The sequence below is a fragment of the Herbaspirillum sp. 1130 genome (genome assembly GCF_017833835.1).
GTDB classification, from domain to species: Bacteria; Pseudomonadota; Gammaproteobacteria; order Burkholderiales; family Burkholderiaceae_D; genus Herbaspirillum; species Herbaspirillum huttiense.
The window spans coordinates 290918-310001 of the sequence record NZ_JAFICQ010000003.1 but is presented as its reverse complement, the minus strand read 5'-3'; the positions used below and the strand labels follow the sequence as shown (position 1 = coordinate 310001).

The 19084-nt window shown below is 64.5% G+C and carries 14 protein-coding genes; 8 read left to right on the top strand and 6 right to left on the bottom strand.

Translation table 11 applies throughout. The features are described from left to right. Positions 1–25: 25 nt before the first annotated feature. Positions 26–4330: a YhdP family protein gene (locus tag JOD78_RS14990; RefSeq protein ID WP_209568589.1), complete on the bottom strand. Its 4305-nt coding sequence runs from the start codon at positions 4328–4330 to the stop codon at positions 26–28. A 311-nt stretch (positions 4331–4641) separates the two neighbouring features. Here JOD78_RS14990 and glnE point away from each other — a divergent pair, with 311 nt between their 5' ends. Next, entirely contained in the window at positions 4642–7356 is a 2715-nt protein-coding gene (gene glnE / locus JOD78_RS14985; protein WP_121038295.1) for a bifunctional [glutamate--ammonia ligase]-adenylyl-L-tyrosine phosphorylase/[glutamate--ammonia-ligase] adenylyltransferase, read from the top strand. Between the two features lie 90 nt (positions 7357–7446). On the opposite strand, the gene JOD78_RS14980 is transcribed toward glnE, so the two are convergent. Continuing rightward, a complete protein-coding gene (locus tag JOD78_RS14980) occupies positions 7447–8175 on the bottom strand; it encodes a class I SAM-dependent methyltransferase (RefSeq protein ID WP_121040297.1) in 729 nt (242 codons plus the stop codon). A gap of 179 nt (positions 8176–8354) precedes the next feature. After that, positions 8355–8870, bottom strand: coding sequence for a hypothetical protein (locus JOD78_RS14975; RefSeq protein ID WP_034329726.1), 516 nt, complete (start codon positions 8868–8870; stop codon positions 8355–8357). Between JOD78_RS14975 and JOD78_RS14970 the strand changes: the two genes are divergently transcribed. After that, positions 8869–9045, top strand: a complete 177-nt coding sequence (locus JOD78_RS14970; protein WP_166675533.1) for a hypothetical protein — start codon at positions 8869–8871, stop codon at positions 9043–9045. The two genes, JOD78_RS14975 and JOD78_RS14970, sit on opposite strands and share 2 nt — an antisense overlap. A 51-nt stretch (positions 9046–9096) precedes the next feature. Here JOD78_RS14970 and gap read toward each other — a convergent pair whose 3' ends face one another. From gap to tkt, 3 genes are all read right to left on the bottom strand, one after another. Further along, on the bottom strand, positions 9097–10110 hold the full coding sequence (gene gap, locus JOD78_RS14965) for a type I glyceraldehyde-3-phosphate dehydrogenase (RefSeq protein WP_034329725.1): 1014 nt from the start codon (positions 10108–10110) through the stop codon (positions 9097–9099). 192 nt (positions 10111–10302) lie between these two features. Further along, positions 10303–10830 (bottom strand): GNAT family N-acetyltransferase, encoded by a 528-nt coding sequence (locus JOD78_RS14960; RefSeq protein WP_198516518.1) that lies wholly within the window; start codon positions 10828–10830, stop codon positions 10303–10305. A 14-nt stretch (positions 10831–10844) separates the two neighbouring features. Next, positions 10845–12887 (bottom strand): transketolase, encoded by a 2043-nt coding sequence (gene tkt / locus JOD78_RS14955; protein ID WP_310839994.1) that lies wholly within the window; start codon positions 12885–12887, stop codon positions 10845–10847. A 161-nt stretch (positions 12888–13048) separates the two neighbouring features. Between tkt and JOD78_RS14950 the strand changes: the two genes are divergently transcribed. From JOD78_RS14950 to JOD78_RS14925, 6 genes are all read left to right on the top strand, one after another. Further along, positions 13049–13774, top strand: coding sequence for a 16S rRNA (uracil(1498)-N(3))-methyltransferase (locus tag JOD78_RS14950; protein ID WP_209568591.1), 726 nt, complete (start codon positions 13049–13051; stop codon positions 13772–13774). Between the two features lie 76 nt (positions 13775–13850). Next, a complete protein-coding gene (locus JOD78_RS14945) occupies positions 13851–14132 on the top strand; it encodes a helix-turn-helix domain-containing protein (RefSeq protein ID WP_121038283.1) in 282 nt (93 codons plus the stop codon). Positions 14133–14459: 327 nt separating this feature from the next. Continuing rightward, positions 14460–16289, top strand: coding sequence for an allophanate hydrolase (gene atzF / locus JOD78_RS14940; protein WP_121038280.1), 1830 nt, complete (start codon positions 14460–14462; stop codon positions 16287–16289). A 22-nt stretch (positions 16290–16311) separates the two neighbouring features. Continuing rightward, positions 16312–17325 carry an ABC transporter substrate-binding protein gene (locus tag JOD78_RS14935; protein ID WP_121038277.1) on the top strand — a complete coding sequence of 338 codons (1014 nt, stop codon included), beginning with the start codon at positions 16312–16314 and terminating at the stop codon, positions 17323–17325. A gap of 7 nt (positions 17326–17332) precedes the next feature. Further along, a complete protein-coding gene (locus JOD78_RS14930; RefSeq protein WP_204725137.1) occupies positions 17333–18181 on the top strand; it encodes an ABC transporter permease in 849 nt (282 codons plus the stop codon). Then, positions 18178–19035, top strand: a complete 858-nt coding sequence (locus JOD78_RS14925; protein ID WP_209568593.1) for an ABC transporter ATP-binding protein — start codon at positions 18178–18180, stop codon at positions 19033–19035. The genes JOD78_RS14930 and JOD78_RS14925 overlap by 4 nt, the downstream gene beginning before the upstream one ends. Positions 19036–19084: the final 49 nt, after the last annotated feature.

Genomic DNA, 19084 nt, shown 5'->3' with positions numbered 1-19084 from the left:
GGCCAGGCCGGGGACGGAACCAGGATCAGGCACCGGAATTGATGGCCGGTCCCGGCGCGGGTGCGCCGCGCCGCTGCGCCGGAGCCGGCAAAGAGGGCGGCATCAGGTCATTGTCAGGCTTGCCATCCTCCTTGCCGCCCTTGCCCTTCTGCAGCACCTCGCGGGCACGTTCTGCATCCACCGGCGAGACCTGCCCCTGCTTGACCACGATGGGGTCGCTCCAGGGACCTGTCACCTTGTATTCGAAGCTGAGCGACTTCATCACCGGATTGCGCAGGAACAGCTGCGCCAGCAAGGTGCTCACCCCCACCACCGGATTGACCGCCATCGCCACCACCGAGGCAGTACCCAGGTTGATCTCGGGGATCACCACCACATGCAGGTCCTGGGTCTCGCGGGCGATGTCGGCCGAGCCGCTCATCAGCACCGAGGCCGTCACGCCCGCCATCTTGAGATTGTCCGTGCTGGCGATGCCCTTGGCGATGCTGGCGGTTCCTGCCACGGTGTCGAAGGCAAAACCTTCCGAGAACACGTCGCGGAAGTCCAGCGTCAGCCGGCGCGGCAAGGCCTGCAGGTTGAGCACGCCCAGCAGCTTGGCAGCCCCCGGATCCACCTTCAGGAACTGTCCCGAATGCACGTCCATGTGCACCTGCCCGGCCAGCGTTGCCATGTCCATCGCATAGGGCGGTGCCTTCCAGCTGAGATCGCCGTCGAGCTTGCCGCGCCCGCCGCGGATGGTGCCGGGATAACCGAAGCGTTCCAGCAGCTTGCCTGCATCCTCGATATCCAGCGCATAGGTGAAGTTGGAGGTGTGATTGCTGCCGAAGGTGAGCCAGTTGCCGGCTGCCCGGAACTGCGCGTCGGGATTGGCCAGCAGCAGGCGGCTGATGCGCCATTCGCGGCCGACCGAGGTCAGGATGTTGCTGGCATCGAGTTCCAGCCGGCCCAGCTTCTTGCCGCCCAGTTCGAACTGCTCGGCGCGGATGTCCAGCGCGGGCATCTGCAGGTTGTCGTCGGTCTTGTCGGCACTGGCGGGCTGGGCCGCGTCGGCCGTCGGGCTGGACTTGGCAATGACCAGCGAGGACAGCCGTGCCGTGACCTTGCCGGCCCCGCTTGCACTGCCGGGTTCGTCCCAGGTCACGGTACCGGCGGCTTGCTGGGACTCCAGGTTGATCTGCCAGGCATTGCGGCGATGCGCCGCTTCCAGGATCAGCTTGTTGAGCTTCTTGCCCATCAGGTTCAGTTCGCCGACGCGGGCCGAGACGCTGTCCGGCTCCAGGTATTGCGTGACATCGCTGTTGCCCAGGCGATTGCCTGCGGCTGCACCGTTGCCGGCGGCCGCCGCGTCCTTGCCCGCCAGGTCCTTCTTCAGAGCCAGCCAGGCGTCGGCATCCAGGCTGTCGGTGGCCAAAGCCAGCTTCAGACCGGAGGCCGGAGTCGGTGCCGGCTGGTTCCAGCTGATGCCGCCGCTGGTGACGCGCCACTCATTGCCCTTGGCGGCGACGCGCTCGCGCACATAGCGCGACGCCACGTTCGAGCCCAGCGACACACGCATTTCCTCGCGTTCGATCAGCGGATCGGACGAGGCCAGCGGCAGCAGGTCGAAGCGCATCGGCAGTGAGTCCTGCACGCCCTTGCGCAGGGGCAGCGGCAGGTCCACGCCGAGACCGGCCAGGCTGGACTCGACCGTGACTTCCGGCTGATGCTGCCGCACCAGCACCGTGGCGCTGTAGCGGGTGCCGCCCGAGAAGCGCGCCAGCAGGCGCTGCAGCGAAGGCTCGGGGTATTGCTTGCGCAGGTTCTCGATGTTGATGGCACCGTCCAGACGTACCTGGCTGCTGCCATCCTTCTGGGTGCCGCCGCTGATGGCCAGGTTATCGCCCAGGAACTGGCCGCGCACGCCATTGAGCGTGAAGCCGCGCTCGTTGAACTCGACCTTGCCGCTGGTGCGATAGATGGGCGGCAGTTCCGGCAGCAGGTCGACGTCATTGTTGGCGAAGTTGAAGGCCCCCTGTGCGCGGGTATCGATGGCATGGTGCAGCGGCATCTGGAACTTCAGGTCCAGACGCGCCTCGCCGGTGGCGGTGCTGTGTTCCATGACGTTGCCGGTCCAGCGCGCTACCGGGCTCTGGTTGACGTATTGCAGGAAGACCGGCATGGGGCCATTGGCAACGCCATCGATTTCCAGCACGGCATCATGCGAATCGACATCCGCCACCCGCGCCGTCACCGGTCCCAGCCGCGCGCCCAAGGTACGGGCGCTGTCAGCCTTGATCTCCAGCCGCGTGCGATCGACGCTGATGCGCCCCCGGCCCTCCTCCAGCAGCGGCCACTCGGGCTCCTTGCCATCCCGGCCAACGTGGCCGGGGGTGTAGTTCAGCTTCAGCCCCTCGAACTCGCCTGCCAGCTGGAATACGCCCTTGGGCTGCTCGCCCGGCTTGCTGGTGTGGAAAGGGAAATCGGCCAGCGCCCCCTTGAGCTTGAACTGCACCTCCTTCAGATTACCGGCCAGCAAGCCCTCGGTGAGCCAGCGATGCAGCGGTTCGCTCATGTGTTGCGGCAGGTAGCGGCGAATCGCCTTCACATCGAAGCTGGTCAGCTCGCCATGCAGGTCGACGCTGCCGGCCGAACGGCCCTGCAGCGGCAGCAGGTGCTGCCCGCTGAGGCTGCCGGCCACGCCGGGCTGGGCGAACTGCATCTGGTCCAGATCCACCTGCAGGGTCTGGTCCTTCAGGTATTGCCAGCGCGCCTGCAGCTTGAGGCTGTCAAAGGGCAGGCTGGATTCGCGGAACAGATCAGTCGGCAGCTCGAATGCCAGTTGCTGCGCATCGACCTTGACCGAACCACCCTTCTCGCTGGCATCGATCTCGCCGGAGAGGTTGCTGAAACCGGGGAAGGCCGCCCACTGTGCGCGGGCTTGCTGGGCAGCATTCTTGCGCGGCTCGACATGGGCCGGCAAGCCCTTCAGCCCCAGGCCCTTGAAGCGGCCATTGACGCGGTAGGAACTCAGCTCGGGATAAGTGCCCTGCCACTGCACGGTGAAATCATGCAGCTCTCCGCGCGGGGCCAGGTCGTCCAGCAGCTTGCGCTGGGACGGCGCCAGCGGCAGGCGGGTGGCCAGCTGCGACAGCGTCTGCAGGTTCAGATAGGTGGCCTTGACGCTGGTGCGCTCGGCCTTCAGGGGCGTGGCCGGTTCATAGCTCTCGGCAATCGAGGTCGGCGGCAGCACGAAGCCGTCCGGGGTCTCGATGGAAAAATCGGTCAGGGTCACCTGATGGCCGTTGGCACCGAAGGTCGGTACGCCGTCCTCAGCATTGGGGCCCAGGGTTTCACTGGCGGAGATGCGTCCATTGACGCGTTTCAAGGACAGCGGCTCCAGCTGGCGCGACAGGCGAGCATTGAAATCGGTGAGACCGAGGTCGGCGGTGAAGTTCGCGACCTTGGCGTGATCCAGCGTCAGCCAGGCGCGCACCGAGCCGCGGCCGCTGTTGATGGCGATCGGATAATCGAACCAGGCGCGCCAGACCGACAGCTCGGTATTGCGCAGATCGGCATAGAGCAAGCCCTTCCAGCGCGCGATGTCGGAACTGCGCGCAAAGGCCGGATGGCTGAAATCGGCCCGTACATCCAGGGGAGCCGCCATGTCCTGCGGCGGAATGGCGCGCAGCGAGAGCCGATGGCGCAGCCAGCGGTTGTGCAGCACCAGGTTGACGTCTTCCAGCACCAGCTCGGGTGCCTGGCGCAATTCGTCATCCCAGCGCAGCTTGCTGTGACGGATCACGATTTCGCGCTGCGACAGCAGCCAGTCCAGGTTGCTGCCATCGCCCCCGGCCGGCACCGGGATCCCCGCCACATACAGCTTGCCGGCTGCATCGCGGCGGATGGCCAGGTCGGCCCCTTCGATACTGAGGTTTTCCAGACGCAGCGACGCCACCAGGACGCTGCTCCAGGACAGCGTGGTCGATACGCGCGGCAGGCTCAGGGCGGCTTCGCCCTGCTGGTCGTGGACGGTGAGATTGGTCAGCGAGAGCTGGGGCCGCAATCCGCTCCAGGAAGCATCAATGGTCTCGATGCTGACCGCACGGCCGAGCTGGTGCGAGATCAGGGCTTCAATGCGGGGCTTGTAGTGGCCCACCTCGGGCAGCACCGCATAGCGCAGCACCAGAAACAGCGCGCAAAAGACGAAGTAGGCGGCCAGCAGCAGCTTGAGGGTGAAACCCAGGACATGGTGGGTAGCCCGGTTCAGGCGCCGATAGCTGCCCCGTGCAAATCGCCAGCACAGCGCCCAACGGCCAGGCTTCGGTGCGGCGTTATGTTGTTCTTGGGACATCAGGTTGCAAGGCGGCTCGGCAGAAAAATGGAATCGGGCAGGCAGCATGATCGCATGGAAAACCAGCCCATGCCATCTTGGCAAAGGGGCTATGAGGGGCAAAAACGGCGATAAGTTTAAAAAGGGAGGCTAGAATCGCCGGATTCGCTCCTTTTTACGTCCATCGTCAGTCCGCAGTCAGCTGGCATGCCGGGGAACCTGCCCCGGCCTCCGCCTTGCCTGCATTGTCGGCATCGGCGGGACGGGCCTGAAGCCGGGGGAGCAGCGGTTTTCTTCCTTTTACACCTTGTCGCGGAGCTTTGCGGTCTCTTATGCCTGTTCATCATCCTTCCCTGGTCGACGCCTCCACTTCCCGCTACTACACCCGCTGGACCCAGGCTGATCCGGCCCGCCCGGCCCTGGTGGCCGAGGCCGCCCGCCAGCCCATGGACCGCGAGGCCATGCAGCAGCGCCTGGCGCGCGACCTGGAAGCCGGCCTGAGTCTGCCGGCCGCCATGCGGCGTCTGCGCAACCTGATCATCTGCAGCCTCATCACGCGTGACCTGGATGGCCGCGCCGACCTGGCCGAAGTGGTGGCCACCATGACCGGTTTTGCCGATTTCGCCGTGCAGACCCACCTGGCGGCCCTGATGCAGGAACAGACCGCCCTCCATGGCACCCCGTTGGGTGAAGAATCAGGACGCCCGCAGGAAATGATCGTGCTGGGCATGGGCAAGCTGGGCGGGGGTGAACTGAACGTTTCTTCCGATATCGACCTCATCTTCGTCTACCCGGAAGATGGCGATACGCAAGCCGGGCCCGGCCAGAAATCGCTCTCCAACCATGAATTCTTCGTCCGCCTGGGCAAGAAGCTGATCGGTGCGCTGGCCGAAATCACTGAAGATGGCTTCACCTTCCGCGTCGACATGGCGCTGCGTCCCAACGGCAACTCCGGGCCGCTGGTGGCCAGCTTCAACATGGTCGAGGAATACCTGGTACGCCAGGGCCGCGAATGGGAGCGCTACGCCTGGACCAAAGCCCGGGCGCTGACCGGCACCGAGGAAGACATCGCCACTCTGGAAGCAATCAGCCGGCCTTTCATTTTCCGCCGCTACCTGGACTTCGGCTCCATCGATGCGCTGCGCTCCATGCACGGCCAGATCCGCGCCGAGGTCAAGCGCCAGGAAGCCCTCCACCCCGACCGCAGCAACAACGTCAAGCTGGGCCGGGGCGGCATCCGCGAAATCGAATTTACCAGCCAGGTGTTCCAGCTGATCCGTGGCGGACGCGATGCCGAGCTGCGCGACCGCTCCACCCGCGCCACCCTGCGCACGCTGGCGGCCAAGGAACTGCTGGCTCCTGACGTGGTGGAGCAGTTGCTGGACGCCTACACCTTCCTGCGCGACCTGGAGCATCGTCTGCAATACCTGGAAGATGCGCAGACCCACACCCTCCCCGTCAATCCCGACGACCTGCTGCTGGTGGCCAACATGATGGGCTACGCCGACAGCGCCGCACTGCTGCAGGCGCTGGAACACCAGCGTGCCATCGTGGCCGCGCAGTTCGATGCCATCTTCGCCGACAAGCAATCCGAAGGCGAAAGCGATGGGCCCACGGTGGCGGTGAGCGAGAACGACAATCTCGAAGGCCTCACCGACGCCCTGCGCCTGGTCGGCTTCCCCGAGGAGGACATCGAGAACGGTGCGCGCCGCCTGCACCTGACCTGGCAGTCGCCGCGCATGCAAAGCCTGCCCGAGGCCAGCCGCAACCGGCTCAATACCGTCATCAACAATGGACTGCCGCTGCTGGCCGCGCTGCATTACGACCAGTTGCCGGCGCTGGGCCGCCTGCTCGACTTCCTCGAAGCGATCGCCCGCCGTGCCGCCTATCTGGCCCTGCTCACCGAATATCCCTACGCCCTGCAGCGCCTGGTGCGCATGATCGGTGCCAGCGGCTGGGCCGCCACCTACCTGACGCGCCACCCGCTGCTGCTGGACGAATTGCTGGACGACCGCAACCTCAAGGCCGCCTCCGACTGGAATGCCTTCGCCGACACCTGCCGTCGCCAGCTGGCCACGGCCGAGGGCGATACCGAACGCCAGCTCGACATCCTGCGCGAGCTGCATCACGCCGAACTGTTCCGCCTGCTGGCGCAGGATCTGGAAGGGGATCTGTCAGTGGAAAAGCTGGCCGATGAACTTTCGGCCCTGGCCGACGTATTGGTGCAGGTCACTCTCGAAGCGATCTGGCAGACCATCACCCAGCGCCATGTCGAGGTACCGCGCTTTGCCGTGATCGCCTACGGCAAGCTGGGCGGCAAGGAGCTGGGCTATGCCTCGGACCTGGACGTGGTCTTCCTCTACGACGACGAGGACCAGGAGGCCCCGGGCCTGTACGCCAAGCTGGCGCAGCGCTTCATCACCTGGATGACCAGCCACACCCCGGCCGGCACCCTGTTCGATATCGACATCGCCCTGCGTCCGGATGGCGCCAGCGGATTGCTGGTATCACCGGTCTCCTCCTTCGAGAAGTACCAGCTCAATGCGGCATGGATCTGGGAACATCAGGCCCTGACCCGGGCGCGCTTCTGTGCGGGCGATCCCGCCATCGGCGAGCGTTTCGAGGCACTGCGTGAGCGTGTACTGCGCCAGCCGCGCGATGTGAACAAACTGGAAGAGGAAGTGCTGTCGATGCGCCGCCGCATGCGCGATGCCCATCCCAATCGCAGCATGATGTTCGATCTGAAGCACGATGAAGGCGGCATGATCGACATCGAGTTCATGGTGCAATACCTGGTGCTGCGCCATGCCTGCGACCACCCGCAGCTGACCGGCGACATCGGCAACATCGCCCTGCTCAAGCTGGCCGGCCAGCTCGGGCTGATTGATGCGCTGCTGGCGGCGGAAGCGGCCAATGCCTACCGCCTGTTCCGCAAGCTGCAGCACCAGATCCGCCTGCAGGGTTCCGAACGCGCCCACATCGATGCGATCCGGGTGGAACATGAACGGGCTTGCGTGATCCGGCTGTGGCAGCAGGTCTTCGGCTGATTCAATGTCCGGCGGGATGAAGAAAAAAACGAGAGTTGCCTCTCGTTTTTTCATTTCCCTTCATCTGCACCGGATCGTGCGTGAAACCCTTTAATTCATGGGTTTGACGGCCACCAGATTGATCAGCGTTTCTTCCCGCTCCGCCTTGGGCTTGATGCCGAAGACGCGTTCCAGTATCCCCAGGTCTTCCCGGCTCCACCACAGGTACGGATAGGAAATCGACTCCGGCGCGACCTCGAAGCCGGCGCTGCGCACCAGGGCCAGGTACTCGCCGGCGGTCTTCTGGACCTCCATCGGATGGCGGAACAACAAGCGGATGATCCACGAATGAATGTAGCGCCTGGTCGACTCGGCAAAGAGCAGGATGCCGCCCGGTTTGAGGACGCGGTAGAACTCACGAATGGCTTCTTCCTGGTCGATCAGGTGATGGAAGGTCTGGTGGCAGAACAGCAGGTCCACGCTATTGTCTTCCAGCCGCATGCGCGAGCTGGAGCACTGGATGAACTCGGCGCGCAGGCCCTCGGCCTCGGTCTCGGCACGTGCGGCGGCGATCATGTTGGGATCGATGTCCATGCCGATCAGGCGCTGCGGGGCAAAGCGCTGGTGCAGCTTCTTGAGCGAGCGCCCCCAGCCACAGCCGACGTCGGCGACCACCGCATAGCTGCTGCGCCGCTCGGGAATGAGGCGCTCCAGATCTTGCAGGGCGCGTTCCAGCACGTGCAGGGTCCAGGTCGGTGTACGCAGGAACCAGAGGCCGAAGGCGGTCTCCGGAACGTGCTCCGGCATGGCCGGAGGCAAGGGCTGTGAATGTGAGTTCATGTCGTTGTGCTTGTTGTTCTGGCCGGATGCGCGGGCAGAGGCGGCTGGCATCCGGGTCGCCGGCGGTTCCCCCTGCCGGCTGATGGAAAAATGCCCCGCCGGCAAGCGCCTGCGGGGCATCAGATGTTACCGGCTGGCAAGCAGGACTGCAACTGTCCCGGGCCAGTGTTCATGCGAGATCAATATTTGGGCGGCGTTTTCTCTTCGCGGCTGGCACGGCGGTCGCTGCCACTGTCGCGCGAGGACGAGGAGCTTTCGCGGTCACGCGAACGCGCGTTGTCGCGATTGGCGTCGCGCTCACGGGCGCGGCTGCGGTCACTGTCCTTGGCGTCCTTGTCCTTGCCGTCCTTGCCATCCTTGGACTTGGCATCATCCTTGGCGGCATCCGCCGCAGGCGCGGGCGGGGTCACGGTCTGGATGCCCTTGGCGGCCATGTATTCGTGCATGTCCTTCCAGCCGGTGAAGATACCGGCCTTCAGGGCGTCGGGGTTGCGCTGGTAGCAGTCTTCCAGGCTCTGGCCGGCCTGGCGGCAGCCGGCGCCCAGGGCGATGCCTTCGGCCTTGGCTTCTTCCGGGGTCTGCTTGGGCTTGGAAAAGCTGCTGATGTAGTCGCACGCGGACAGCGAGAAGCTGACGGCGGAAATCAGGGCCAGGTTGGCCAACAGGCGGCGGGCCTGGGATGAGCTTGCTGACATGCGTTCCCTCATTGGGTCGGTTGCTCTTGTTGTGGACAGGCAATGCGCAAACGGAAAAAAGGCCATTGCAAGCGGTGCCTGCAACAGCCTTTCACTCCTTTTGCAGGCTGATTCGACTATTTTCACCTTGGCAAGCAAGCTTGCATACGAGGAAAAGAAGCCGAAACAGCCCTGAAATTGACGCTCCCGGCCGGGGAACCCCGGCCGGTGCGTCAGAACACGCGTCTTACTTGGCGTTGGCCAGGGCGACGGTGGTGTCCAGCATGCGGTTGGAGAAGCCCCACTCGTTGTCGTACCAGGAAGACACCTTCACCAGGCGGCCGGAGACCTTGGTCAGGGTAGCGTCGAAGTTGGACGATGCCGGGTTGTGGTTGAAGTCCACCGAGACCAGGGGGTCGGTGTTGTAGGTCAGGATGCCCTTCAGGGGACCGTTTTCGGAAGCGGCCTTCAGGATGGCATTGACTTCATCCACGGTGGTGTCGCGCGAAGCCACGAAGGACAGGTCGACGATGGACACGTTGATCGTCGGCACACGGATGGCGTAGCCGTCCAGCTTGCCGTTCAGTTCCGGCAGCACCAGGCCGACGGCGGCGGCAGCGCCGGTCTTGGTCGGGATCATGGACTGGGTGGCCGAACGGGCGCGGCGCAGGTCTTCGTGGTAGACGTCGGTCAGCACCTGGTCGTTGGTGTAGGCGTGGACGGTGGTCATCAGGCCGTTTTCCAGGCCGATCTTGTCGTGCAGCGGCTGCACCAGCGGAGCCAGGCAGTTGGTGGTGCACGATGCGTTGGAGATGACGGTGTCGGAAGCCTTGAGCACGCCGTGGTTCACGCCGAAGACGACGGTCGCATCGACATCCTTGCCGCCCGGAGCGGAGATGATCACCTTCTTGGCACCGCCCTTGATGTGGGCGCTGGCCTTTTCCTTGGTGGTGAAGAAGCCGGTGCATTCCAGCACCACGTCCACACCCAGCTCGCCCCAGGGCAGCTCGGCCGGGTTGCGCTGGGCCAGCACCTTGATGCGGTCGCCGTTGACGACGATGGAATCGCCATCCACGGTCACGGTGCCCGGGAACTTGCCGTGGGCGGTGTCGTACTGGGTCAGGTGGGCATTGGTCTTCGGGTCGCCCAGGTCGTTGATGGCGACGATCTCGATGTCGTGCTTCTTGCCGCCTTCGTAGTGAGCGCGCAGGATATTGCGGCCGATGCGGCCATAACCGTTGATTGCTACGCGAATTGCCATGCTCTTCTCCTCAAGTAGTAAAAATCAATGCAAACCGGTAGTCGGGAAAGCGACCAGGCCGTCAGCTTGCCCCACTTCGGGGCCGCCGATCGGACATGGATCCTTCTTTTCCGGCCTTTTTGTTCAGTTGTTCTTGCCGTCCCTCTTTGCCCTGCTGATCCAGCCGTTCAATCTCGTGCCGCCCTCACCCGCTCAGGAGTGAAGCTTGCGCCAGACGAAACCGATCTCGTCGAGTTCACTGCCATCATCCCAGGTGAACGTTTGTTCATAAAGCCTTTCGGCCCCGAGCGACTCGAAAAATTCCCCGGCGCCTTCGTTCTTGCTCAGCACCCAGGCCATGAGACCTGTCGCACCGGCACCGATGAGGGTGGCCGCCACATTGGCCAGCAGCCGCTTGCCCAGCCCCTTGCGCTGCTCATCGGGCAGCACGCAGATGGCGGTCAGCTCGGCATCGCAGCCGAAACGCGATTCGGCCAGGGTCATGCCCGAAGCGAAGCCGATGATCTCGCCCCCGCTTTCGGCGACGAAGGTGCAGGCCGCGTCCGAGGACGCTTCCAGCACCTGCTCCCACAGCTTGACGCTTTCCTCGGGCTTGAGGTGATCGAGGTAGCTGTCGGGCACCAGGCCGCGATAGGCGGCGCGCCAGGCGTCGATGCGCACGCCGGCGATCGACGCCGCATCGCCCTTCCTGGCGCGGCGGAACAGGACTTCTTCAGTCATGGACACCAGACTGCTCAAGCCAGCACTGCCTTGGCCTTGGCCACCACGTTCTCGACGGTGAAGCCGAAGTGCTTGAACAGCACGCCGGCCGGGGCCGATTCGCCGAAGGTGTCGATCCCGACCACGGCGCCTTCCAGGCCCACGTACTTGTGCCAGAAGGCGGTGACGCCGGCCTCGATGGCCACGCGCGGCACGCCGCGGGTCAGCACGGAGGCCTTGTAGGCCGCATCCTGGCGGTCGAACACGTCGGTCGACGGCATCGACACCACGCGCACGGCGATGCCTTCGGCGGCCAGGGCGTCAGCGGCCTTGGTGGCCAGTTCGATTTCGGAACCGGTGGCCATCAGGATCACCTTGGCATCGGCCGCATCGCGCAGCACGTAGCCGCCACGGGCGATGTCCTTGACCTGGGCGTCGGTGCGCTCCTGGAAGGGCAGGTTCTGGCGCGAGAAGATCAGGGTGCTCGGACCATCGTGGCGCTTGATCGCTTCAGCCCAGGCCACGGCGGTTTCGGTGGTGTCGCACGGACGCCAGTTGTCCAGGTTGGGGATCAGGCGCAGGCTGGAGACGTGTTCCACCGACTGGTGAGTCGGGCCGTCTTCACCCAGGCCGATGGAGTCGTGGGTGAACACGAACAGCGCGCGGGTCTTCATCAGGGCCGCCATGCGCAGGGCATTGCGGCTGTAGTCGGAGAAGGTCAGGAAGGTCGCGCCGAAGGGCAGGTAGCCGCCATGCAGGGCGATGCCGTTCATGATGGCGCTCATGCCGAATTCACGCACACCGTAGTTGATGTGGTTGCCGCGCTGGTCGGCGCGCACGGCCACCGATTCCTTCCAGTTGGTCAGGTTCGAGCCGGTCAGGTCGGCCGAGCCGCCCAGGAATTCCGGCAGCGCCTGCGCGTAAGCCTGGATGGCGTTCTGGCTGGCCTTGCGGGTGGCGATGGTTTCCTTCTTTTCCAGCGTGGAATTGATGTAGGCGGTCACGGTCGATTCGAACGCGGCCGGCAGCTCGCCCTTCAGGCGGCGCAGCAGTTCAGCGGCTTCAGCCGGGTATTGGGCGGCGTAGCTGTCGAAGGTCTGCTTCCAGTTCGCTTCGAAGTCAGCACCGGTGGCCTTGGCATCCCAGGCGGAATAAACATCCGCCGGGATTTCGAACGGAGCGGAAGTCCAGCCCAGCGCTTCGCGCACGGCGGCGATTTCCTTGTCACCCAGGGCGGCGCCGTGGACCTTGTCGGTACCGGCCAGGTTGGGCGAGCCCTTGCCGATGACGGTACGGCAGCAGATCAGGGTCGGCTTGTCGGCCAGCTTGGCCTGGTGGATCGCGGCGCTGACGGCCTCGACGTTGTGGCCGTCCACGGCCGGGATGACGTTCCAGCCGTAGGCTTCGAAGCGCTTCGGGGTGTCGTCCTTGAACCAGCCTTCGACGTGGCCGTCGATGGAGATGCCATTGTCGTCATACAGCACGATCAGCTTGGACAGGTTCAAGACGCCTGCCAGCGAGCAGGCTTCATGCGAGATCCCTTCCATCAGACAGCCGTCGCCGACGAAGGCGTAGGTGTAATGATCGACCACGGCCAGGCCGGGCTTGTTGAATTCGGCGGCCAGCAGCTTTTCAGCCAGCGCCATGCCCACCGCATTGGTGATGCCCTGGCCCAGCGGACCGGTGGTGGTTTCCACGCCCGGGGTGATGTGCACTTCCGGGTGGCCGGCGGTCTTGGAATGCAGTTGGCGGAAGGACTTGATGTCGTCCATCGACAGGTCGTAGCCGGTCAGGTGCAGCAGTGCGTACTGCAGCATCGAGCCGTGGCCGTTGGAGAGCACGAAGCGGTCGCGGTTGGCCCAGTGCGGGTTGGACGGATTGTGGCGATAGTGCTTGGCCCACAGGGCCACTGCGATTTCGGCCATCCCCATCGGCATGCCCGGGTGTCCGGAATTGGCTTTTTGAACTGCGTCCATCGCCAGCGCGCGGATCGCGTTGGCCATCTTGTCGGTGGGGAGAGTGGAAATCATGTCGAGGTCAGAGTTTGCTGTGCTGGGGGGCGCCGCAGGCGCACAAATCGGATGTTCAAGCCAATGCGCCGGCCCGGAAGCCCGGGTAACGGCGCGGGCCCGTATTTTACCAGAGTGCGCCGGGGGGATTAAAATTCGGGACCAGCCCCTGACCGGACTGACAACTTTTTTCATGTCTTTTTGATCTTCTTCCTCCAGGACCCTGCCCCATGCCCCGCTTTTACTTCCCGCACCCCCTCGGCATCGGCTCCGCCCTGGTCCTGCCCGAGCAGATTGCCCATCACATCCAGGTGCTGCGCCTGCAACCGGGCGATACCGTGACCCTGTTCAATGGCGAAGGCGGCGAATACACCGCCAGCCTGAGCACCCTCGAAAAGAAGCGCGTCCACGCCGAAGTGAAGACTTTTTCACCCCGCGAGGCCGAACTGCCCTATGCGCTGACCCTGGCCCAGGCCCTGCCTGAAGGATCGAAGATGGACTGGATCGTCGAGAAAGCCGTGGAACTGGGCGCCACCGCCCTCCAGCCGCTGGCCGCGCAGCGCTGCGTGGTGCGGCTCTCGGGTGACCGGGCCGAGAAGAAGCGGGCGCACTGGCAAGGCATCATCCATGCTGCCGCCGAGCAATGCGGCCGCAATCGCTTGCCGCATCTGGGTGAAGTCACCGACTTCAAGCGCTGGATCGCCCAGAGCGACCTGCATCGCCGCATCCTGCTTTCCCCGCGCGGGACCGAGCCGCTGTCAGGCTGGGCGCGCCACCATCCGCCTCAGGCAGTGACCGTCATGGTCGGGCCTGAAGGCGGCTTCAGCGAGGAGGAAGAAAACCTGGCTTGCGCCCAGGGCGCGCTGATGCTGTCCATGGGCAGCCGGGTGCTGCGCACCGAGACTGCCGGGTTGGCGGCGCTGGCCGCCTTGAATGCGGTGTGGGGAGAGCTTTGAAGAAAGCTTCATACCGCTGATTTCCAGGCAGCTTGGCCGCAAAGCGTTACCGCGATTTGTTGAAGGAGTTAGGGCAATGAGCAAGCAACGATTTTCCAGCATCTGGGATGCCATCGAGGACACTCCGGAAGAAGCTGAAAACATGAAGCTGCGTTCCGTCCTCATGACGGCACTCAAGAACCACCTCACCCGCACGGAAATGAGCCAGGCCCAAGCCGCCAAGCTCTTCGGGGTGACTCAGCCGCGTGTCTCCGACCTGATGCGAGGCAAGATCAGCCTGTTCGGACTCGATGCGCTGGTGAACATGGCCACGGCCGCCGGCCTGCACATTGAAATGCGTGTGATCGAATCTGCCTGAGTATCCCGGGGCTCCTCGCTTGACGAAACGCGCGCAGCCGCCCGGGTCTCAACCTTGTTGCCACGGTGAACATACTTGGCATCGACGATCAACTTGCCTGATTCCCGTGCAGGCCGTCACCACGGACGTCCAAGTTCGGCGCACGCCTCCCCATTTTGTCTCGCTGACAAAACTCTTCATTTCCCCTCGCACAACTTGCCTTACGGCACTTCACCTCGCAAACCCGCGTGGTGAAGCCATTTCCCGTTTTTCAGCCGCGTGACGGAGGAGCTGGCACGCCTCCTGCTTAAAGATATTCAATCTTGTATTCAAGTTTGAATATCCAATATGACCACCTCCCATGCCCTGCAGCAAGCTGCCCCCGAGGCCGCCCCGACCACCATCGCCGCCACCCTGGCGGCTTATCGCGAAGGCCGCAGCACACCCGGCAAGGTGGTGGCCGAACTGCTGTCCCGCATCGAGAGCGCCGGACGCGATGAAGTCTGGATCAGCCGGGTGCCGTCCAAACAACTGAAACAACAAGCCGCAGCGCTGGACCTGATGCTGCAGATCAAGGGCGAAGCCGTGCTGGAGAGCATGCCGCTGTTCGGCATCCCCTTCGCCGTGAAGGACAACATCGACGTGGCCGAGATGTCCACCACCGGGGCTTGTCCCGAATTCGGCCGCCTGGCCAGCGAGAGCGCCACCGTGGTGCAGCGCCTGCAGGCCGCTGGCGCACTGCTGGTGGGCAAGACCAACCTGGACCAGTTCGCCACCGGCCTGGTCGGCGTGCGCTCCCCCTACGGTGCGGTACGCAATGCCATCAAGCCGGACTATGTCTCCGGCGGCTCCAGCTCGGGTTCGGCGGTGGCAGTGGCGCTGGGGCAGGTCATGTTTTCGCTGGGGACCGATACGGCAGGTTCTGGTCGCGTGCCGGCCGCCTTCAATCACCTGGTCGGCCTGAAACCAACCAAGGGCCTCATCAGCGCGCGCGGCCTGGTCCCGGCCTGCCGCACCCTGGATTGCATCTCCATCTTCGCCCACGACGTGGCCGATGCCTGGCGCGTGCTGCACAGCGCTTCCGGTTTCGATGCCGAGGATGGCTATTCGCGCCGCCCCACCATGCTGGGCGTGAAGCGGCGGGGTTATCGCATCGCCATTCCCGAGCAATGTGAATTCTTTGGCGACAGCATCGCCCAGGAAGCCTGGGAACGCAGCCTGGCGCAAATCGCCGCCCTCCCCGGCGTGAGCCTGGCGAAGATCCCCTTCGCCCCCTTCAGCGCGGCCGCGCAGCTGCTCTATCAGGGCCCGTGGGTGGCCGAGCGTCGCGCCGCGCTGGGCGACTTCTTCCTGGAGAACCCGGAAGCCATCCACCCGGTGGTGCGCCAGATCACCGCCCAGGCCGACGACTACGATGCCGTTGACAGCTTCAACGCCCAGTACCGCCTGGCCGACCTGCGCCGCCAGGCCGAAAACCTGCTCGAAGGCAGCGACCTGATGCTGGTGCCGACCACCACCACCTTCCCCACCATCGCCGAAGTCGAGGCCGATCCGGTGGTGCGCAATGCGCAACTGGGCCACTACACCAACTTCGTCAATTTGATGGACATGTCGGCCCTGGCCATCCCCGCCGTGTGGCGGCGCGATGGCCTGCCCGCCGGCGTGACCCTGATCGGCCCGGCCGGTGCCGATCACCTGCTGGCCGAAGCCGGTGCACGCCTGCAGCAGCAACTGGGCGGCGCGGCGCAAGCCGATGCGATTGCGGCCACCCCGCTGCCCTTCAACGAAAGCACCATCAAGGTCTGCGTGGTCGGCGCGCACCTGGCCGGCCAGCCCCTGAACTGGCAATTGCTGGAAGCCGGTGCGCGCCGCGTGGCCGTCACCCGCACCGCCGCCCACTATCGTCTCTACGCCCTGGCGGGTACCACCCCACCCAAGCCTGGCCTGGCCCGCACCGAAGGCGACGGCGCCGCCATCGCAGTGGAAGTGTGGGAAATGCCGCTGCGCCAGTTCGGCGGCTTCGTCGCCGCCATCCCGGCCCCGCTGGGCATCGGCACGGTGGAGCTGGCCGACGGCAGCAGCGTCAAGGGCTTCATCTGCGAGCCGGCCGGCATTGCGGGCGCGACCGACATCACCCACCACGGCGGCTGGGTCAATTACCTCCATTCGCTGAACTGACACCCTCACCACGGAGCTGCTCATGAAAAAGAACAACCCCACCGCTGTCCACGATGCCAACCGCCGCAGCTTCATCGCCAAGGCGGGCGCCGTCGCCGCCACCGCCGCCATCGCGGGTGCCCCGGCCATCCTGCGCGCGCAGACGGTGCCTATCCGCATCGGCTATTGGCCGGTGGCCGCCGGCCTGCCCTTCTACGCCGCCGTGGAAGCGGGTTACTTCAAGCAAGCCGGACTGGAAGTGCAAGCCCTCAAATTCGCCGGAGCCCAGCAGGTGATGGAAGCCATGCTGGCAGGCCGCGCCGATGGTTCGGCCAACGGCACCGGGGCCGGCAACCTGGCCATCGGCGAGATCGCCCAGCCGGGCCTGTTCAAGATCTTTGCCACCAATCCCAGCAACGCCAAATACGTACTCGATGAATTCCTGGTGCCCAAGGACAGCCCAGTCAAATCGATCGCCGACCTCAAGGGCAAGAAGGTCGCCTCCGGCCCCGGCATCCAGAACGTCACCTTGGCCAAGACGGTACTCGAACGCGCCGGTGCTACTGGCGCAACCGTAGTTGAACTGCCCATCGGCCAGCACGTCGCTTCGCTGGCGGCCGGCCAGGTCGATGCCGCCTACACGCTGGAACCGACCGGCACCGTGGGCCGCATGAACAACACCACCCGCGTGCTGGAAGCAGGCGTGATCGCCAAGTACATCCTGGGTGATCCGATGGCTCCCTGGCACGGTGGCGCTGCCGCGCTGACCACCGAATTCATCAAGAAGAATCCGGAACTGGCGCGCAAGTACATCGCCGCCTATGCACGCGGCATTGAGCTCGTGCGCAACAACCCGGACCAGGCTCGCACCTACCTGAAGGGCTATACCGCCATCGAAGGGTCGCTCACCAATGAAGTGCCGCTGGCGGCCTACATGCTCTACAACGAGTTCAAGCCCAGCGACCTGGCCTACTTCCAGAAGTTCTACGACCTGTTCGTCGAGAAGGGCGTGTTCTCGCAACGCATCGTGGTCGACAACCTGATCTACAAGGGCTGAGGCCATCATGAACGAGACCATCGCTCCTGCCGTGACCGTGGCACCCAAGCCCGCCGCCCCGGCGTCCACGGCTGCGCCAGCGCCCAAAGCGCCGCGCAAAGCCCCGGCCCTGGGCCGCCTGCTGCCCATCGTCGGCCCCATCGCGCTGTTCGTGATCTGGGACCTGGTGGTGCGCGCCGGCTGGATCAAGGCCATCCTGCTGCCGCCACCGGAAGCCACGCTCATGGCCATGTTCAAGGGCCTGGCCGGCGGGGCGCTGCTGCTGGATTTCACGGTGACCGTGATCCGCACGCTGGAAGCCTTTGCCATCGCCGCCGTGCTGGGCCTGCCCATCGGCGTTCTGCTGGGCAGCAACGAGCGCGCCTATCGCAGCGTGGAATTCCTGATCGACTTTTTCCGTTCCACGCCCTCCTCCGCGTTGATCCCGCTGTTCCTGCTGATCTTCGGTGTCTCCGACATCAACAAGGTGGCCATCGCAGCTTTCGGTGCCTTCCTGATCGTGCTCTTCAACAGCGCCTATGGCGTGCTCAATGCGCGCAAGCAGCGGGTGATGGCGGCCAAGGTGATGGGCGCTTCGCGCTGGCGCATCTTCTGCGACGTGCTGATCTGGGAAAGCCTGCAAGCCAGCTTCGTCGGCCTGCGCAGCGCGGTCTCGATGGCACTGGTGATCGTGATCGTGGCGGAGATGTTCATCGGCTCCGAAAACGGCCTGGGCCACCGCATCATCGATACCCAGCAGGTCCTGAACGTGCGCGAGATGTATGCCGCCATCCTCTCGGCAGGCGCGCTGGGCTATGCCCTCAACGTGGTCTTCATCGTCATTGAAAAACGCATCGTGCACTGGAGCGGAAGATGAGCGTCGTGATCAGCCCCAAAGTAGACCTGCCCCCGGAAACGCCCTTCGTTCCCGGGCCGCCAGGCACCCACATCACCATTCGCGGCCTGACCAAGTATTTCGCCGGCTGGCCGCTGTATGAAAACTTCGACCTGGATATTCCCAAGCAGCAGATCGTCTCCGTCTTCGGGCCCAATGGCTGCGGCAAGTCCACGCTCATCAACATGATCGCCGGGCTCATTCCCATCGATGCCGGAGAGATCCTGTTCGATGGCAAATCGCTGGCGCAGACCAAGATAGGTTATGTGTTCCAGAACTACCGCGATGCCATGTTCCCCTGGCTGCGCACCATCGACAACATCGCCTATCCCTTGAAGCTGGAAGGCAAGTCCAAGGCCGAGATCAAGCGCCGCGTCGATGAACTGGTGGCGTCCTTCGACGTCAAGTTCGACCTGATGCGCTATCCCTATGAACTCTCGGGCGGCCAGCAGCAGACCGCCTCCATCATGCGTGCCCTGGCACCGGGGCCGGAGGTGCTGTTCCTCGATGAACCCTTCTCGGCGCTGGATTTCGAGATGACGCTCTTCATCCGGGAGAAGCTGCAGCAGGTCTTTTTGCAGACCGGCACCACCATGGTGCTGGTGTCGCACGACCCGGAAGAAGCGGTCTACCTGGCCGACCAGATCCTGCTGCTGACCAAGCGCCCGACGGCGGTGGCAGACATCTTGCATTACCAGGATCCACGGCCCCGCACGGTAGAGACGCTGTCGCAGCCCGGCTTCATCGCGGCCAAGAAACTGTCCATGGAAATTTTCCAGCGCGAAGTGCGCAAGCCGGCGCGCATGCAGGCACCGGGTTCGCTGGCGCTGTCCTGATTGCCGTACAGGATCCTGTACAGGCTGAGGTACAGGATCCTGCCCGGAA